Source organism: Kitasatospora sp. NPDC048662 (genome assembly GCF_055587065.1).
In genome coordinates this window covers 224,160-241,303 of sequence record NZ_JBVJHA010000007.1, presented here as the reverse complement: position 1 = coordinate 241,303, position 17,144 = coordinate 224,160, and the positions used below count along the sequence as shown (strand labels likewise).

Here is a 17,144-nt window from a genome sequence, read left to right as displayed (position 1 = left end):
GGGCGTCAGTGACGACGGCCGCGGCTGCGGCGTGCCAGCACGGCCACCGCGGTGCCGAGGCCCAGCAGCACGGCCGCGGCGCCGGCGATCGGGCCGGCCGCGCCGCTGCCGGTGTTCGCCAGCGGGCCTTCGGGCCGGTGGCTCGGCCCGGGTACGGGGCGTTCGCCGTGCGAGGGCTCGACGCTCTCCGAGGGCGAGGGGCGCTCGCTCCTGGACGGCGACGGGCTCGGGCTCTCGGATTCGCCGGGTGAGGGCGAGGGGCTCTCCGACTCGCTCGGCGAGGGCGAGGGGCTGGGGCTCTGGCCGCAGGTCGGCAGGTCGCCGTTGAACGGGTAGGCGTGCAGCTCCGTCCCGGCGGTGCCGCCCTGCACCAGGTTGCCGGCCAGGTACACGCGGCCGTTGGTGCCCGGGCTGGACAGCGTGACGGTGCCCGCCGGGTTGCCCGCCATGACCGAGCCCTGGAACTGGGCGCCGCCGGTGATGGTCGCGTCGGTGGAGGTGGGGAAGTTCCACATCAGCAGTGGCTGCAGGTCGGTGAGCTGGTCGCCGGGGATGCCGCTGCCGGTGTTGGTGCGGATCAGCACCGGGTCCGGGCCGAGCATGTTGACGATCACCGTCGCGCCGGTCGGGATGCCCGCGAACACCAGGTCGGCGGCGGCCGTGGCGCTGCCGATGTTCCGGTTCACGTGGAAGACCTGGCGCATGCTGTGGCCGTCGCCGGTGAAGGTGTACAGATTGCCGGTGACGGTCAGCTCGCCGGTGGCGGTCTGCTCGGCCATGCACGCCGAGTGGTCCTCGACGACGGTGGTCAGGCCGCGGAACGGGTCGATCGCCGCCGGGTCCCGGCGGGCCGCGCCGGGGCCGGAGAACTCCAGGGTGCCGCTCTCGGTGGTGCCGTAGGCCAGGTTGCCCCAGCGGGCCGGGTCGCCGCCGCCGAGCTGCACCCGGTTGCCGGCGACGACGTCCACCGCGCCGCCGACCGTCACATGGTCGGTGCCGGGCGGCGGCGCGACCTGGGAGCCGACGCCGACCACGCCCATGTTGAACAGGCCGCCGCCGTCCTTGTCGACCGTGAGGTCCTTGACCGTGACGATCTTCCCCTCGGCCTCGGCGGAGCGGCCCTCCACCCGGTAGCTGCCGCCGACGAAGATGTTGACCGTGCTGTCGGTACCGGCGGCGGGCCCGTTGTGCACCGGCGGGAACGGGTTCGGGCAGTCGCCGACGCACGGGCCGAGCGGCGGGGCGAGTGGGTCCGCCTGCCCGGTCGGGGCCAGGGTGACCAGCGGGGTGGCGACGAGCGCCGTCACCGCCGCGTACCGGAGCAGTCGGTTCCTGGGACGAGCGCCGTGTCGCACGGACACCCCTTTCGTTGACGGTGGGTCAGCAGGCAGCAGACCGTCGCCAGCCAAGTGGCGCCTACGGGCGAGATTCGGCCGCCTGACAACTGACACACCGAAAGATCGCTCGAACGGACTAAGTTGCTGGTGCACCAATGACAGCGCCCGCCCGGACAAGGAGACCCGTGTCGAACCACCCGCTCGCCCTGCTCGCCACCACTGCCGACGTCCTCGCCCGGCCGGACGCCGACGAGCGGCTGCTCACCGACGTCGAACGCGAACGCGCCGACCGCTTCCGCCGCCAGGCCGACCGCGACGACTACCTCGCCGCCCACCTGCTGGTCCGCTACTGCGCGGCCGCGCACCTCGGCATCGACCCCGCCGAGATCGCCTTCGGCCAGCAGTGCCCCGGCTGCGGCCGCACCGGGCACGGCCGGCCGCTGCTCACCGACCGCCCCGGCACCCACCTGAGCCTGTCCCACACCGGCGGGATCATCGCCGCCGCGGCCGGCCCCGTCCCGATCGGCGTGGACGTCGAACACCTCGGCCCGCGCACCACCGACCCGGCCACCCTGCGGCACGTGCTCACGCCCGCCGAGGCCGAACTCGTCGCCCGGCACCCCGACCCGACCCGGGCGTTCCTGCGCCAATGGGTGCGCAAGGAGGCGCTGATCAAGCTCGGGCGGGCCACCCTCGACAGCCTGCCCGAGCTCGACCTGTCCGCACTCCCCCTCGACCCGCCCGTCCAGCACCGGCACGGCGACCTGCACTACCTCGAACTCACCACCGAACAGGCGATGTTCACGGCGGCCGCCACCCTGCCGCCGACGCTGGGCACGCTGTGACCTACCGATAGTCCTCCGGGTTCGGCGCGGCACCCGGCTTCTCGGCGTCCACCAGCAGCGCCCAGGAGTCGGGGCGGCTGCCGTCGAGGTCGGTGAAGCCGTAGTGCCGGGCCAGCTCGCCGCTGGAGGTGGACCGGCCGTTCCACCGCGCCCGCTCCGGGTCGGCGGCCAGGTGCGCGATGCCGCGACCCACGTACGCCGGGGACTCGGAGATCGCGAACTGCGGCTCCTGCTCGACGGCCCGGCGCCACGTCTCCTCGGTGACGCCGAAGTGCTCCAGCATGATCTCCGAGCGCATCCACCCGGGCGTCACCGCCACCGCCGTCGCCCCGCGCGGGCCGAGTTCGTGGCCGAGCGCGAAGGCCATCCGCAGCACCGACGCCTTGGCCAGGTCGTAGAAGAGGGACACCCGGTAGCGCGTCGCGTTGTACTCGGCGGTGCCGTCGGTCATCTCCACCACCAGCCCGCCGGGGCGGCGCAGCAGCAGCGGCAGCAGGTGGTGGCTGGTGATGAGGTGCGTGTCGACGGCGCGGTGCAGCAGCTTCAGGCCGCGGTCGAGGTCGTCCTCCCACAGCGGGGAGTCCCAGGCGAAACTGCCCTCGCCGCCCCAGATGTCGTTGACCAGCACGTCGAGCCGGCCCTGCTCCTCCTCCAGCCGGGCGGCGAGCGCCGCGACCTGCGCCGGGTCGCTGTGATCGACCCGCACCGCGACACCCGTCCCGCCGGCCTGGTCGACCAGCGCGGCGGTCTCCTCCAGCGTCTCGGGCCGGTCGTACTCCGAACGCTGCCCCTGCGCGCTGCGGCCGGTGACGTACACCGTCGCCCCGGCGGCACCGAGCTGCACGGCGATGGCGCGGCCGGCGCCACGGGTACCGCCCGCGATCAGGGCGACCTTTCCGGTGAGCGAAGGATGCGAGGACGTCATGGGCTACTCCCTGCGGTGCGACAACGGTGGCCGCCACCACTCTCGCACCCGCCACTGACACAACGGGCTTGGCGCATCCAGGAGTTCACGCGTACCCCCGGCCGGCCCCGCACTCACATCCGCCGCAGCACCTCCAGGAGTCCCGCGTGCACCCCGGACGCGGCGACGAGAGACGGCACGCCGGATCCGCACCCCAAGCGGCTGCTGGGCGCCGCCGCGGCAACTCCCCCGCTGAGTGTCGGTGGGGCGGAGCAGACTGGAGGCATGTGCCGAAGCATCAAGACGCTCCGCCCGCCGATGACGCCCGAGGCCACGCCCGAGGACGTGCACGCGGCGGCGCTCCAGTACGTCCGGAAGATCTCCGGCTTCCGGGCCCCCGCCGCGCACAACCGGGAGGTGTTCGACGCGGCGGTGGCCGCCGTCGCGGCCGCCACCGCCGAACTGCTGGCCGGGCTGGAGGTACGCGGCGTCACGCCCCGTTCGTCGACCCCGGCCGGATGACCATCAGCACCAGGACGACCACCCACAGCAGGTTGAACAGGCCCGCGGTCATCGGCAGCATCTTCAGCATGCCGGTGGCCCGGGTGGTCTCCGCCTCCTGGTTCTCGGTCGCGTCCAGCGCGTCCACGGTGGCCTGCTGGCCGGGCAGCACGAACAGCAGCAGCACACCCGCGGCGACGGCCGTCAGCACGATCGAGGTGATCAGCCAGGCATTGCCCAGCACCCCCATCGCCTGCGCCGTACCGACGCCCAGCAGCGGCACCGCGATCCCGATCAGCGCGTAGAGGTTGCTGATCCGGTGCAGCAACCGCACCGAGGCCTGCGCCGTGGCCTGCTCGGGCCCCGCCACCAGCGCGGCCTTCGCCTTCCGCGGGAACATGCTCACCGCCACCGCGACCGGACCGACGGCCAGCACGGCGACCACCAGATGCAGACTCAGCAGAAACTTGGCCATCGCCGCCGCAACCCTTCAAAACCACGGAAAGAAATCGTCCGCCACGCTAGCAGCGCTTATCCGGGGCCCGGCCGGGCCCCGGACCAGGGCACGGCCCTACGCGCCGGTGGGGAGCGACGGGATGCGGGTGAGGATCGCCTCCGTGTCGACGCCGGTGGGCAGGGTGCCGTAGGCGAGGCCGGAGTGGCCGGCGAGGCGGGTGGTGGTGAAGGCCTCGGCGACGGCGGGGTGGCCGTGCCGGAGGAGCAGGGAGGCCTGGAGGGTGAGGGCGAGGCGTTCGACCAGGTGGCGGGTGCGGTATTCGAGGTGCTCGGGGTCGGCGAGGTCCTTGCGGAGCTCGGCGACGGCGGTGTCGAAGTGGCGGTCGCGTCCGCTCGCGGCGTCGAGTTCGGCGAGCACGGCGGCCACCGACTCCGGCTGCCGGGCCATCGCCCGCAGCGCGTCGAGGGCGGCGACGTTCCCGGAGCCCTCCCAGATCGACACCAGCGGGGCCTCCCGGTAGAGCCGGGGCATGCCGGACTCCTCGACGTAGCCGTTGCCGCCCAGGCATTCGAGCGCCTCGGCGGCGTGCCCGGGGCCGCGCTTGCACACCCAGTACTTGGCGACGGCCAGGCCCAGGCGGCGGAAGCGGGCCTCCTGTTCGTCGCCGGCCAGCGCGCGATCGGTGGCCTCGGCGAGCCGCATGGCGACCGCGGTGGCGGCCTCCGACTCGACGATCAGATCGGCGAGGACGTTGCGCATCAGCGGCTGTTCGACCAGCGGCTTGCCGAACGCGTGCCGGTGAGTCGCGTGGTGCAGGGCGCGCAGCGCACCGTAGCGCATCGCGGAGGCGGCGCCGATGGTGCAGTCCAGGCGGGTCATGTTGACCATCTCGATGATGGTGCGCACGCCGCGACCCTCTTCGCCGACCAGCCAGCCCACCGCGTCCTCGTACTCGATCTCCGAGGAGGCGTTGGACTTGTTGCCGAGCTTGTCCTTGAGCCGTTGCAGGCGCAGCGCGTTGCGGCTGCCGTCGGGCAGCACCCGGGGCAGCACGAAGCAGGAGAGTCCGCCGGGCGCCTGGGCGAGCGTCAGGAACAGATCGGACATGGGGGCGGAGGTGAACCACTTGTGGCCGGTGAGCCGGTAGGTGCCGTCGCCGGCCGGGACGGCGCGGGTGGTGTTGGTGCGGACGTCGGAGCCGCCCTGCTTCTCGGTCATCGACATGCCGGCGATCAGCCCGCGCTTGCCGTGCGGCTCGCGCAGCCCGAAGTCGTACTCCCGGGCGGCCAGCAACGGCTCGTAGGCGGCGGCGAGTTCGGGGCTGGTGCGCAGGGCCGGCACGGAGGCGTAGGTCATCGAGATCGGGCAGGTGTGTCCGGCCTCGACCTGGCCCCAGACGTAGAACTTGGCGGCCCGGGCGGTGTGCGCGCCGGGCCGCTCGTCCTGCCAGGGGGTGGCGTGCAGGCCGTGCTCGACGGCCGTGCGCATCAACTCGTGCCAGTACGGGTGGAATTCGACCTCGTCGATGCGGTGGCCGTAGCGGTCGTGGGTGCGCAGCACCGGCGGGTTGTCGTTGGCGAGCCGGGCCCAGTCGGCGGCCTGCTCGGTGCCGGCCAGCCGGCCGAGGGCGTGGAGTTCCCCGGTGGCCCAGTCGGCGCCGGCCCGGTGCAGGGCGGCCAGCATGGTCGGGTCCTCGGCGACGTCGTGTCCGAACGGGTCGGGCACCTGGTTGGTGACCTCGTGCGTGCTTGCCATCAGTGCCCTCCCAGGGCGCGCAGGGTGAAGGTGACGAGCTCGGGCAGTACGGTCTCCGGCGGCTGCCCGTCGGTGAGCGGCCCGACCAGCGCCTCACCGACCGCGCCGACGATCGCGGCGGCGGTCAGTTCGGCACGCTGGGCCGGGAGTTGGCCGTTCGCCACGGCCCGGTCCACGCAGCCGGCGATCAAGTCCCGGAACGCCCGCCGGAACACCAGACGCTCGGCCTCGACCACCCGGTCGGCCGGTTCGGCGAGCAGCGCGTACGCCAGCCGGGGCGACTTCAGCGCCCGGGCGGCGAAGGTGGCGACCACCGCGGCGACGCCGTCCAGCGGATCGGCGGCACGCTCGGCGGCCTCGGTGACGGCGGCGATCTCCCGGCCGCAGACGGTGCGGAACAGGGTGACGGCGAGATCGGCCTTGCCGTCGAAGTGCTGATACATGCTGCCGGTGGCGATCCCCGCCCGATCGGCGACGGCCGCCATCGAGCACCCGGCATACCCGCGCTCGGCGAGCAGCGAGACGGCGGCCCGCAGGACGGCCTCGCGCTGACCGTCGAGCCGGGCCTGGACGGCGGCGGTGCGTCGGTAGGCCACACAAAGAATTGAAGCACCGATTCAGTGCTTCAGGAAGGACTCGGACCGGAGAGATGAGCACCGCCACCCTCTACGCCCACCGCTTCGACGCGGCCAACGACGAGACCACCGGCCTGCTCGGCGGCACCGAGCCGGGCGTCCCGCCGTACTGGGCCTACAGCGTCGAGATCGCCAAGGCCTGGGAGCGGGCGCAGGAGGAATCGAACACGCCGCGGACCCGTGCCGACCTGGTCCAGGCAGTAAGAGGCGGAGATCAGCGGCCCTGAGGCCGAGGAGGCGGGACCGAGTCTGCTGCCGCTGATCAACTTGGCGCTGAGCGTTCCGCCGTTTCGAACACCGCCTGCCCCCGCCCGCCGACCGCACGCAGCGCGAACGGAAGCAGGCGGTCGGCCACGGCCTGCGCGGTCGCCGCGTCCACCTGGTCGGGGCGCGGCATCAGCAGAAAGCGGCTCATCAGCGGGCCGACCACCACCGCACCGAGCAGATCCACCTCCACCACCGGCGGGATCTCGCCTCGCTCCGCAGCCCGCCGGACCGCCTCGACGACCCGCTGGTGCACGGGCTCCAGGAAGGCGGCGGTGAGGGCGTCGGCGAGGGCGGTGTTCTGCGCGGCCTCGCCGACCAGGGCCTGCATCAGGCGCCCGCCCTCGCCGGTGAGTGCGGCGGCCTTGTCGCGCAGCAGGATCCGCAGGTCGCCTTCGAGGGTGCCGGTGTCGGGCTGGGCGTAGACGTCCTCGACGCGGGTGGTGGCGGCGGCGATCACCAGTTCGTCCTTGGAGGACCAGCGACGGTAGAGGGTGGCGGTGGAGACGCCCGCGCGGGCGGCGACCGCGGCGGTGGTCAGAGCGCCGTAGCCGCTCTCGGCGAGGACGGCCAGGGTGGCGTCCAGGATGGCCCGGTCGCGTGCGGCGTCGCGGGGGCGGCCGCGGCGCGGGAAGGTGCGCGGGCCGTCCGGGGTGGCGGAGGGTGCGATGCGGGTCATGCGCCCAGCCTACGGGTGAACCCAAAACGAAACGAAAACACTTCGTTTCGTTTATGCTCGACGGCATGAACGCTCCCACCGGCGTTTCCACGCCCACCCAGACCGCCGATCAGGCCGACCCGGCCGCGACCGTCGCCCGCCTGAACGCCACCTTCGCCACCGGCCGGACCAGGCCGCTCGCCTGGCGCAAGGCCCAACTCCGGGCGCTGCGCGGCCTGTTGGTCGAGCAGGAGGAAGCGTTCGCGGCCGCTCTGAAGGCCGATCTCGGCAAGAGCCCGACCGAGGCGTACCTCACCGAGATCGGGCTCACCGTCAAGGAGATCGACCACACCCTGCGCCACCTCGGCCGCTGGCTGCGCCCGCGCCGGGTCCCGGTGCCGCTCTCGCTGGCGCCCGCCCGGGCCCGCACGGTGCGCGAGCCGCTGGGCACGGTGCTGGTGATCAGCCCGTGGAACTACCCGCTGCAGCTGGCGCTGACCCCGCTGGTCGGTGCGATCGCGGCGGGCAACTGCGCGGTGGTCAAGCCCAGCGAGCTCGCCCCGGCCACCTCGGCGGCGCTCGCGCACTGGCTGCCGCGCGCCCTCGACCCGCAGGCCGTGGCCGTGGTCGAGGGCGGCGTGCCGGAGACCACCGCCCTGCTGGAGCAGCGCTTCGACCACATCTTCTACACCGGCAACGGCACGGTCGGCCGGATCGTGATGACCGCCGCCGCCCGCCATCTCACCCCCGTCACACTGGAGTTGGGCGGCAAGAGCCCGGCGGTCGTCGAGCCCGGAGCCGACCTGGCCGCGGCGGCCCGCCGGATCGCCTGGGGCAAGTTCATGAACGCCGGCCAGACCTGCGTCGCCCCCGACTACGTCCTCGCGATCGGGGACGCCGCGCCCGCGCTGGAGACCGAACTGGCCGCCGCCGTCCGGGAGATGTACGGCGAGGACCCGGCCGGCAGCCCGGACTACGGGCGGATCGTCAACGAGCGCCACTTCGACCGGCTGACGGCGCTGCTGGCGGACGGCCGGACCGTCACCGGCGGCGAGCACGACCGCGCCACCCGCTACCTCGCCCCGACCGTGCTGGCCGACGTCGCCCCGGACGCGCCGGTGATGCGCGAGGAGATCTTCGGCCCCGTCCTGCCGATCGTCCGGGTGCCCGACCTGGACGCCGCGATCGCGTTCATCACCGCCCGGGACAAGCCGCTGGCGCTGTACGCCTTCACCGCCTCCGCGCACACCCGGCGCCGGCTGACCGCCGAGACCTCCTCGGGGGCGCTGGCCTTCGGCGTCCCGAACGCCCATCTCTCCGTCCCCGGGCTGCCGTTCGGCGGGGTCGGCGAGAGCGGCCAGGGCGGCTACCACGGCCGGTACTCGCTGGAGACGTTCAGCCACACCAAGGCGGTGCTCTCCAAGCCGCTGGCGCTGGACACCCTGCGGGTCGCCTACCCGCCGTTCACCGAGGCCAAGTCCCGGCTGCTGCGCCGGCTCCTGTAGCAGCCCGGAACGCGCGCAGCCACCCGCGGAGGGGATTCGCGGGTGGCTGCGCGCGGTGGGCTCGGCTACGGGCGGGGCAGCACGCAGCCTGCCCGAGTCAGGTCGAGCACGTTGCCGGGGGCGAAGCAGTTCGGGATGGTGTAGGTCTCCTGGGCGTAGCCGATGCCGGGGTGTATGGTCACCGCGCCGTTCTGGTCCACCTCGCACGGGTTGTTGAGCGTGCAGGTCTGGCCGTCCTCGTTGCTGGTGTTGTTCACGGCGACGACCTGGCCGGTGTTGACGTCGACCACCGGGGAGCCGGAAGTGCCGCCGATGATGTTGCAGCCGGAGGTGTAGCGCAGCGAGTCCTTGAAGGTCCAGCTGCTCTCCTTGAGGCGGTAGGCGAAGCCGTCCACGTTGCAGGAGTAGATGGTCTTCCAGTAACCGGAGGGCACCTTGATGGCGCTGCCTGCCACGGGATGGGTGTTGGACATGGTCAGCGGCGAGATCCCGTAGGTGTTCTTGATGCTCGCGTAGCTGGTGGTCAGCCGGTAGATGGTGACGTCGGTGTCGGTCATCGTCGAGTAGACGACCCGGTTGGCGCGCACCGTGCCGAGGCTGCTGCCGCTGCCGCTGAGCAGGGTGAAGCTGCGGGTGGACGCCTTGTTGGTGATCACCTGGCCGGGGGACGGCATGCCGGTCTCCAGGCAGTGGCCGTTGGTGAGGATCAGTCCGGGGTCGGTGTCCACGGAGTTGGGCATCCGGATCAGCGAGCCGGAGCAGTTGCTGAGCGCGACCGTCCCGGCCAGGTTGACGGTGACGGCGGACGCGGGGGTGGCGGTCACCAGGGCGGTCCCGGCGAGCAGGACGGTGCCGAGCGCGCCGATGAGCGGCTTCTTCATGGGGGTGTGCCTCTCAGGGATGTGGGGGTCCCACTGGGGTTCCCCTAAATTGGCGCGCCCATGACACTATGTCAAGAGCCGTCACACGCCCGGATTTCCCGCAAGGAGGCATCAACTCACCCTCCAGCAAAGGCTTTCCACGACAGCAGCCCGCCCGGGGGAGCCCCCCTCGCCGCCCTCGCCTCCCCACCTTCGACCAGCGCCCCCCGGTGTCCGTTTTTCACCACGACCTGTCGGCCCGGCACCTCGCCGACCGGCCAAGCCCCGCCGTACGGTCGAACAGCAGACGGAAAACGGCAGAGGAGACACCCCCATGAGCACCATCACCCTGTACGGCGCCACCGGCACCATCGGCTCCCGCGTACTGGACGAGGCGCTGCGCCGCGGCCACACCGTCACCGCCGTGGTCCGCGACCCGGCAAAGCTGACGGTCTCCCACCCGGCGCTCACGGTGGCGGTCGGGGACGTACTGGACCCGGCGTCGGTGGCCGAGCACGCCAAGGGGTCGGCCGTGGTGGTCAGCGCGGTCGGCGGCGGCGACGGCCCGGGCCACCAGGCCCTGATCGCCCCGTCCGCCAAGTCGCTGGTGGCGGGCCTGCGCACGCTGGGCACCGACACGCCGCGACTGATCGCGGTGGGCGGCGCGGGCTCGCTGCGCACCCCCGACGGCAAGCAGGTGTGGGACACCGAGGGCCTGCCGGAATTCCTGCTGCAGATCATGCACGCGCACGGCGACGCACTGGACTTCCTGCGCACCGTCACCGACCTGCGCTGGACCAGCCTGTCCCCCGCAGCCACCATCACCCCCGGCGAGCGCACCGGCAGCTACCGCGAGGGCCTGGAGGACCTGCTGATCGGCGCCGACGGCGAGAGCCGGATCTCCACCGAGGACTACGCGGTGGCGCTGCTGGACGAGATCGAGCACCCGAAGCACATCGGCGAGCGCTTCACCGTCGCCTACTGAGAGGCCTTGGGAGCGCGAGCTGACGAACGCAGGTGGGTGCGACGACAGGGGCACCCACCTGCCTCGCCGGCTCAGTCGGGGATCACCAGCGCCGGAGTGTCACGCGTAAGCACCTCGCCGCGGAAGAACGCGGGGCTGCGGCGCGTCATCACGGCCATCGCGACCAGGCCGACCGCCAGCAGGCCGGCGCCGACCACGAAGACGCTGCCGATGCCGAACACGGAGCTGCCGCTGCCGTAGGACGGGTCGATCATGTCGACCATCGACTTGCCGAAGATCGCGGCCAGGGTGAGCCCGCCGATCAGCGGGAAGATCACCTTGAGCACCGCGTCACGGACCGAGTTCCGCAGGTCGCCGCGGAAGTACCAGGCGCAGGCGAACGCGGTCAGCGAGTAGTAGAAGCAGATCATCAGCGTCAGCGCGGCGATGGTGTCGGCCAGCACGTGCGAGCTGACCAGGGTCATCACGGTGTAGAACGCGCCGGTGCCGACACCGGCGGTGATGATCGCCCGGCCCGGGGTCTTGTAGCGATCGTTGACCTCGGTGAAGGAGGACGGCAGCGCCTCGTACACGCTCATCGCCAGCACGGTACGGCTGACCGGGATGAACGTGGTCTGCAGGCTGGCGGAGGCGGAGGCCAGCACGGCGACGAACAGCAGCACGCCGAGGACCGGGCCCATCACCGGGCCGGCCAGCACGGCGAGCACGTTGGAGGAGGTCTCGGGGTTGCCCAGGCCGGTGCCGGTGGTGCCGACACCCGCGTACATCTGCACCGCGACGGCGGTGAACAGGTAGGAGCCGACCAGCACCACCATGGCGAGCATCGCGGCCCGGCCGGGGGTCTTGTGGCTGCCGCCGGTCTCCTCGTTGGCGCTCAGACAGGCGTCCCAGCCCCAGTACATGAACAGCGACAGCGACAGGCCGGCCACGAACGCGGTGAAGGAGCTGGCCGCGAACGGGTTGAGCCAGCTCCAGGAGAAGTGCAGCGACCCGGCAGCGCCGTTGCCGGTGGCCTTGACGACCGCCATCACGCCGAACAGGCCGAGGACGAGGAGTTGAAGGCCCACCAGGGCGTATTGGACACCCTTGGTGGCGGTCATGCCGCGGTAGCTGATCATCGTCGCGATCGCGATCAGACCCAGGCAGGTGACCACGTGCACCAGCTTGTTGTCGTTGAGCGCGGCGACCGAGTCGCTGCGGGTGATCTCGCCGAGCAGCAGGTACAGGTACTCGGTGGCGACGCCCGCGAGGTTGGACAGCACGATGATCGTGGCGATCACCAGGCCCCAGCCGCACATCCAGCCGATCTTCGGGCCGAACGCCTTCACCGTCCAGGTGAAGGAGGTGCCGCTGTCGGGGATCGCTTTGTTCAGCTCCCGATAGGCGAAGGCCACCAGCATCATCGGCAGGAAGCCGGCCAGGAAGAGGGCCGGCATCTGCAGGCCGACGGCGGCCACGGTGGTGCCCAGCGTCGTCGTCAGGCAGTACACCGGGGCGACCGTGGACACGCCGATCACGGCGTTGCCCAGCAGGCCCACCGAGTTGCTGTTGAGGCCCTTGGAGCGGACACCGTGCGAAGCGTCCGACCCGGCGACGCCGTCGGCGCCGGCCCGCGGGCGATTGTGGAGCTGAACCATGCGGGAACCGTAACTCCGACTATTTCCGTAGCAGACCACGGCAGAAGCCCGTCGTTCGCCTGCGTTTCATCCGATGATAGGCTCAGTTTCCGTTGATTGCATGATCCCCTAGCGCAATTCGCCTTCGTTTCAGCCCTGCGAACGGCGTATGAACCCGGGACGAAAACCGCACCTCACCCCGTTTCGGCCCTTTCGGGCATCAGTATGAGAAACGCCACATACCTCCCCGGGATCGGAACCGGCCTCCCGGACGACGCGTCAGCGACCGTTCGGACACCTCTGGTTCCCCCGCCTGCGGGCCCCCAGGGTTCCCCCGTCACTCCGGGGAGGGGACCGGTATGACCGGCGCACCGACGTCCGACACCGAAATCCGCACCGTCCGGGCCGGCCGCCCCGACCAGGGCCCCTCCGCTGCTCCGTCGGCGACCTGCTGCTCGCCGACCTCCCCGTCTCCGTCGTCCTCTTCCACGACCGGCCGCTCGACGCCGACGCCCTCACCACCGGCCTCGCCCTCGCCCGGCTCCCCGAATTCGCCGGGCGCCTGCGCACCACCCCCGACGGCGAGCTCTGGATCGACACCGACGACTCCGGCGTCCCCTTCACCGTCGCCGACTCCCCCCATCCCCTCACCGAGGCCTTCGACCGGACGGCACTGCCCGCGAGCGGCCTGGTCGACCACGTCCGCGCCGCCGAAGCCCGGCAGACCCGCCTGCCACTGCTCACCGTCCGGCCCACCCGCCTCGCCGACGGCACCGGCGCCCTCGGCAACCTGCTCGGCGAGATCCGTCTGCCCTGGCGCCCCGGCACCACCCCCGCCCAGTACGCCGCCGAACTGCGCACCGCCGTCGAGGAGTTCACCGCACGGCACCTCTCGCTGCGCAGCAACCAGCGCTTCCTGCAACGCATCGGCCGTGAGCGGATCACCGACTGCGTCCCCGCCGGCTTCGACCCCGCCCGCCGCGCCCTCACCATCTCCAGCTGGTGCCGCCTCGGCCTGCACCAGCTCCCCCTGGCCGGCCACCGCCCGATCGCCTTCAGCCCCGCCGCCACCCTCCAACTCCCCTGGAGCTCCTGGCTGGTCGAGGGCCCCGGCGGCGAAGGCCTGCTCTGGACCCTCGTCCTCCCCACCCGCCTCAGCGCCAGGCTCCGCGGCGCGCACGATCTCCTCCACCCCTACCGCGACGCCTCCGACCTCCTTCCTTCCGTCGGCCCACGCAAGCTGCTGTGAAGGTGTCAGGCCTGGTTTCTCGTCCTGGCCACGGCGTCCGTGTACAGCTCGGTGGTCAGGTCCGCGTCCGCGACACCGAGCCGGCGCAGCGCACGGCGGACGGCCGCCAGCGCGGACGGCAGCTCCGCCGCGTCCGCCGCCGGGGTCTCCACCTCCAGGAACACCCCGGCCAGCTCCGGCACCTCCACCACCGTGGCCAGCAGCGGGCGGCCGTCCTCGGTCAGCTCCCAGTTCCAGCACCGCTTCTCGAACGCGATCGTCTCCACCAGCCCGCTGCCGCGCAGGATCGCCCGCAACGCCACCGGATCGGCCACCACCGTCTCGGTCTCCGGCTTCGACCCCGACGCCTCGTCCACCGCCGCACCCTTGTACGTCAGCACCGTCCGCGTCCCGGCCGCCCCCGTCACCGTCCGCACCCGCAACTCGGCCCCGCCCGCCGTCAGCTCCCCACCCGGCCGGTCGAAGTACACGTCCCGGTACACCTCGGCCCGCCCCGGCGCGCCCGCCCGGGCCGTCAACCGCCCCACCTGCCCGTCCGGCTCCCGCACCCGGGCCTTCAGCTCCGCCTCGATCGTCATCGGCCCGGCCGGTCCAGCAACCCCAGCAGGCACGCCAGCGCCTCCGCCGGGTCGGTCGTCTCCAGCACCGTCTCGGCCCCCTCCCAGGCCGGCGCGGCCAGGACCCGGTAGCCGCCCCGCCAGGCGGCGACGGCCGGGAACGATTCGCTGCCGGCGTCGCGGAAGTCCCGGCTCCTCGACAGGCGCAGCTGGTTCATCGACGTACACGGCCACAGCTCGGCCAACCCGGGCTCGGCGAGGGCCAGGCGCAGCAGGTCGCCCATCGACGTCCCCAGCCAGCCGTGGTCCCACGCCGGACCCCAGTGCTCCGCCAGGGCCGCCCACTCCGCACGGCGTTCCTCCGGCCCGCCCAGCACCCGGTCCACCGCCCGCAGCGCGGCCTCCCACGGGAACGGGCGGGCGTCGCCGGTGCCCGGCTCGTTCGGCACGAAACCGTCCTCGCCGAGCAGGACGTGCACGCCCGCCTCACGCAGGGTCGCCACGCTGCGGGCGAACTGCGGGTGCGCGGCGAGGGCCGTATTCACACACGGCATCACCACCACCGGGATGCCCTTGCCGAGCGCCTCGGCCGCACAGCCGACCACCCAGGAAGTGGTGAGACCGAGCGCCAGACTGTTGAACGAGTTGAACGTCGCCGGAGCGAACAGCACCACGTCCGGCACCGGCAGCACATCCGGCTGCCCCGGCCACCGGTACGCCGACTTCACCGGATACCCGGTCAGCTCCTCCAGCCCCGGCAGCTGCGCCTCCATCCACCCCCGCGCCGCCGGCGTCAGCCCGACCGCCACCTCCCAGCCCCGCCCCCGCGCGTCCCGCACCACGTCAGGGAGCCCGAACACCGCCCCCGCCGCCGCCCCGAACAGATACACCACCGGCCGCCCGGCCCCACCACTCTCCATCCCCCCATGCAACCGGCCCGCCACCCACCCCCGCAATCCCCGCCGCCACTGCTGGGGAACCGCCGGGGCGGGTGTCAGCGCCGGTGAGCAGCTTGGGGCCGGGGCAGCGTCCAGGCCGGGGAGTCGGCGGGCGGTGGCGGGACGATCTGCCAGGTGCTGCGGTCGGGGCTCTGCTCCCAGTACGGCACCAGCCCGCCCTGGCCCTTGCCGTCGTCGTAGTACATGCCGTGGGCCCAGTACTCGGGTTCCTCGTGGCACATCAGGTCGGGGTAGGGGTCGAAGTTCTCGTTTCCCCAGGCGTGGTTCACCCGGGCCACGGCCTCGGCCCTGGTGATGCCGAAGGTCTGGAGGACGTCGGCGATCTCGGAGAAGAACTCCAGCATCCGCTCGTCCGCGTCCATGAGGAACTCGCTCACCATTCGTACCCTCCCTGGTGGGCCCGCCGCCGTGGCCCGACCCGTGCCGCAACGCCGAAGGCCCCTCCACCGGGTGGGTGGAAGGGCCTCTGACCTGCAACTTTCGGAGTGGGCGCAGACGGTTTCGAACCGCCGACATCCGCCTTGTAAGGGCGGCGCTCTACCGCTGAGCTATGCGCCCGCATCGACGTGGACCGGTGGGCCGGTCGCACGACGAATGGACAGACTACCTGGTCCCGGGAGTGGTTCGCCGCCCCTGGGGGGAGGGGGTGTCGTCGGGGGGTGCCCGGCGGGGTGGGTGATCGGGAAGAATGGCGGTGGAGTGGCGGGACGGGACGGAGCAGGGAGCACGTGGTGAGGGTGGCCGGCGGCGGTGGCGGGGGTCGGGGCGGCTGGTGGGGCGGCGGCCGGCGGGACGGCGCGCGCGCGGACGCCAGGGCGGCCCGGGAGGCGGCGCAGGAGTCGTTCTACGAGCTGGATTCGGCGCAGCGGGACGCGCTGCTCGCAGTGGAGACGGTGAAGTCGGCGGGCGAGCCGGCCACCTCCCGCCGGGTGGAGCAGGAGTACGCGGAGCTGGTGGCCCGGATCGACCAGGTGACGGTGGCGTACCTGGGGGCGCTGGACGCGGTGGACCTGGAGGCGGCCGAGCTGGACCCCTCGGCGGCGTTCCGGGCCAAGCAACAGTTGGAGCAGGCCAAGCGTGAGCTGGACTCCAAGCGTGCCGAGCTGGGCACCTTCGTCAGCCGCCTGCAGCCGCTGGTGGAGCACGCCGAGGCGCAGCTGATCCGGGTGACGCCGGCGGTGGAGCGGGCCAAGCAGGCGCTGCTGGCCGCGAGTGTCGCGCTGGATCAGGCCCGGGACACGGGGTTGAAGGCGGACGATCTGGCGGCCCGGCTGGCCGAGCTCGCGCCGGAGCTGACCAGGCTGAACCAGGGCGTCTCGCAGCACGGCGTGCCGGCCACGCTGCAGCGCGCGGAGGACGTGGTGCGGCGGGCGGAGGAGGTGCGGGCGGAGGCGGCGAAGCTGCCCGAGCGGGCCGGCGAGATCGACCGTCGGGTGGGCACCCTGCGGACCAGGATCGACGCGCTGGAGAACCGGGCGGGCACGGTGGAGCCCGCACTGAGCGAGTTGCGGCGGCGGTTCTCGATGGCCTGCTGGCAGGACCTGCAGAACGTCTCGGCGCAGACCGCGGACGCGGTGCGGACGGCCAGGTCGCGGCTGACCGACGCGGTGCGGGCCCGGGGCGACCAGCGCTGGGCGGACGCCACGACGGCGATCGGCACCGTGCGGGCGCTGCTGGAGACCGCCGAGGGCTCGGTGACGGCAGTCAACGAGCGGCTGCGGCAGCTGAACGAGGTGCAGCACGATCCGCAGCGCGAGATCGAACGGGCCCGCTTCGCGCTGCGCGACGCCCAGCGGCTGGCGATGGCCGGCCGCCAGGCGCCGGACCCCCGGCACGCCGGCCCGCTGGACGCGGCGGTGGCCCGTCTGGACCGCGCGGTCGCCTCGCTGGAGCAGGCCGGCCGGCACCCCGACTACTGGCAGTTCCTGACCGAGCTGGCGGCGGTGCGGGAGACGGCGGCCGAGGTGGTCACGATGATCCGCGGCCACTGAGCGAACGCCGGACCGGCAGCCGGGCGGGCGGACGCATGGGCGGCCGGCGAAGCGGCGGCCGGCGAA

At 72.8% G+C, this 17,144-nt stretch carries 17 protein-coding genes, 1 tRNA gene and 1 pseudogene; 7 read left to right on the top strand and 12 right to left on the bottom strand.

The window, feature by feature from the left end; all coding sequences use genetic code 11:
• Window positions 1-5 precede the first annotated feature (5 nt).
• Window positions 6-1,355: a choice-of-anchor A family protein gene (locus ACZ6R9_RS21385; RefSeq protein ID WP_465539624.1), complete on the bottom strand. Its 1,350-nt coding sequence runs from the start codon at window positions 1,353-1,355 to the stop codon at window positions 6-8.
• A gap of 167 nt (window positions 1,356-1,522) precedes the next feature.
• Here ACZ6R9_RS21385 and ACZ6R9_RS21380 point away from each other — a divergent pair, with 167 nt between their 5' ends.
• A complete protein-coding gene (locus ACZ6R9_RS21380) occupies window positions 1,523-2,182 on the top strand; it encodes a 4'-phosphopantetheinyl transferase family protein (protein ID WP_380481486.1) in 660 nt (219 codons plus the stop codon).
• A 1-nt stretch (window position 2,183) separates the two neighbouring features.
• Here the strand turns inward: ACZ6R9_RS21380 and ACZ6R9_RS21375 are convergent, their stop codons facing one another.
• Window positions 2,184-3,107: an SDR family oxidoreductase gene (locus tag ACZ6R9_RS21375; protein WP_380481487.1), complete on the bottom strand. Its 924-nt coding sequence runs from the start codon at window positions 3,105-3,107 to the stop codon at window positions 2,184-2,186.
• Window positions 3,108-3,371: 264 nt separating this feature from the next.
• On the opposite strand from ACZ6R9_RS21375, the gene ACZ6R9_RS21370 reads away from it, so the two are divergent.
• On the top strand, window positions 3,372-3,608 hold the full coding sequence (locus ACZ6R9_RS21370) for a DUF2277 domain-containing protein (RefSeq protein WP_380481489.1): 237 nt from the start codon (window positions 3,372-3,374) through the stop codon (window positions 3,606-3,608).
• Here the strand turns inward: ACZ6R9_RS21370 and ACZ6R9_RS21365 are convergent.
• The 3 genes from ACZ6R9_RS21365 to ACZ6R9_RS21355 form a co-directional block, all read right to left on the bottom strand.
• Window positions 3,577-4,062 (bottom strand): hypothetical protein, encoded by a 486-nt coding sequence (locus ACZ6R9_RS21365; RefSeq protein WP_380481491.1) that lies wholly within the window; start codon window positions 4,060-4,062, stop codon window positions 3,577-3,579. The two genes, ACZ6R9_RS21370 and ACZ6R9_RS21365, sit on opposite strands and share 32 nt — an antisense overlap.
• A 96-nt stretch (window positions 4,063-4,158) precedes the next feature.
• Window positions 4,159-5,799 (bottom strand): isovaleryl-CoA dehydrogenase, encoded by a 1,641-nt coding sequence (locus ACZ6R9_RS21360; protein ID WP_465539621.1) that lies wholly within the window; start codon window positions 5,797-5,799, stop codon window positions 4,159-4,161.
• Window positions 5,799-6,395: a TetR/AcrR family transcriptional regulator gene (locus ACZ6R9_RS21355; RefSeq protein WP_380481495.1), complete on the bottom strand. Its 597-nt coding sequence runs from the start codon at window positions 6,393-6,395 to the stop codon at window positions 5,799-5,801. The genes ACZ6R9_RS21360 and ACZ6R9_RS21355 overlap by 1 nt, the downstream gene beginning before the upstream one ends.
• A 50-nt stretch (window positions 6,396-6,445) precedes the next feature.
• On the opposite strand from ACZ6R9_RS21355, the pseudogene ACZ6R9_RS21350 reads away from it, so the two are divergent.
• Window positions 6,446-6,616, top strand: a pseudogene (locus ACZ6R9_RS21350) (epimerase); the annotation flags it as partial.
• A gap of 80 nt (window positions 6,617-6,696) precedes the next feature.
• On the opposite strand, the gene ACZ6R9_RS21345 reads toward ACZ6R9_RS21350, so the two are convergent.
• Complete coding sequence (locus ACZ6R9_RS21345; protein WP_465539619.1) at window positions 6,697-7,377, bottom strand: TetR/AcrR family transcriptional regulator; 681 nt, start codon at window positions 7,375-7,377, stop codon at window positions 6,697-6,699.
• Between the two features lie 65 nt (window positions 7,378-7,442).
• Here ACZ6R9_RS21345 and ACZ6R9_RS21340 point away from each other — a divergent pair, with 65 nt between their 5' ends.
• Complete coding sequence (locus ACZ6R9_RS21340) at window positions 7,443-8,861, top strand: aldehyde dehydrogenase family protein (RefSeq protein ID WP_465539617.1); 1,419 nt, start codon at window positions 7,443-7,445, stop codon at window positions 8,859-8,861.
• A 65-nt stretch (window positions 8,862-8,926) separates the two neighbouring features.
• Here the strand turns inward: ACZ6R9_RS21340 and ACZ6R9_RS21335 are convergent, their stop codons facing one another.
• Window positions 8,927-9,742 (bottom strand): S1 family peptidase, encoded by an 816-nt coding sequence (locus ACZ6R9_RS21335; RefSeq protein ID WP_465539615.1) that lies wholly within the window; start codon window positions 9,740-9,742, stop codon window positions 8,927-8,929.
• A gap of 313 nt (window positions 9,743-10,055) precedes the next feature.
• On the opposite strand from ACZ6R9_RS21335, the gene ACZ6R9_RS21330 reads away from it, so the two are divergent.
• On the top strand, window positions 10,056-10,706 hold the full coding sequence (locus ACZ6R9_RS21330; RefSeq protein ID WP_380481503.1) for an NAD(P)-dependent oxidoreductase: 651 nt from the start codon (window positions 10,056-10,058) through the stop codon (window positions 10,704-10,706).
• Between the two features lie 71 nt (window positions 10,707-10,777).
• Here ACZ6R9_RS21330 and ACZ6R9_RS21325 read toward each other — a convergent pair whose 3' ends face one another.
• The gene (locus ACZ6R9_RS21325) at window positions 10,778-12,343 is read right to left on the bottom strand and encodes an APC family permease (protein ID WP_380481505.1); all 1,566 of its coding nucleotides are present in this window, start codon (window positions 12,341-12,343) and stop codon (window positions 10,778-10,780) included.
• A gap of 292 nt (window positions 12,344-12,635) precedes the next feature.
• Between ACZ6R9_RS21325 and ACZ6R9_RS21320 the strand changes: the two genes are divergently transcribed.
• Window positions 12,636-13,571, top strand: a complete 936-nt coding sequence (locus tag ACZ6R9_RS21320; RefSeq protein ID WP_465539766.1) for an acyltransferase — start codon at window positions 12,636-12,638, stop codon at window positions 13,569-13,571.
• 5 nt (window positions 13,572-13,576) lie between these two features.
• On the opposite strand, the gene ACZ6R9_RS21315 is transcribed toward ACZ6R9_RS21320, so the two are convergent.
• The 4 genes from ACZ6R9_RS21315 to ACZ6R9_RS21300 all read right to left on the bottom strand — a co-directional run bounded on the left by ACZ6R9_RS21315 (window position 13,577) and on the right by ACZ6R9_RS21300 (window position 15,645).
• On the bottom strand, window positions 13,577-14,149 hold the full coding sequence (locus tag ACZ6R9_RS21315) for a class IV adenylate cyclase (protein WP_465539613.1): 573 nt from the start codon (window positions 14,147-14,149) through the stop codon (window positions 13,577-13,579).
• Window positions 14,146-15,048 carry a flavoprotein gene (locus ACZ6R9_RS21310; RefSeq protein ID WP_465539611.1) on the bottom strand — a complete coding sequence of 301 codons (903 nt, stop codon included), beginning with the start codon at window positions 15,046-15,048 and terminating at the stop codon, window positions 14,146-14,148. Before ACZ6R9_RS21310 ends, ACZ6R9_RS21315 begins: the two co-directional genes overlap by 4 nt.
• A gap of 74 nt (window positions 15,049-15,122) precedes the next feature.
• Window positions 15,123-15,467: a hypothetical protein gene (locus tag ACZ6R9_RS21305; protein ID WP_465539609.1), complete on the bottom strand. Its 345-nt coding sequence runs from the start codon at window positions 15,465-15,467 to the stop codon at window positions 15,123-15,125.
• 106 nt (window positions 15,468-15,573) lie between these two features.
• Window positions 15,574-15,645 (bottom strand) — tRNA-Val (locus ACZ6R9_RS21300).
• Between the two features lie 179 nt (window positions 15,646-15,824).
• On the opposite strand from ACZ6R9_RS21300, the gene ACZ6R9_RS21295 reads away from it, so the two are divergent.
• On the top strand, window positions 15,825-17,078 hold the full coding sequence (locus tag ACZ6R9_RS21295; protein WP_465539764.1) for a hypothetical protein: 1,254 nt from the start codon (window positions 15,825-15,827) through the stop codon (window positions 17,076-17,078).
• Window positions 17,079-17,144 lie beyond the last annotated feature (66 nt).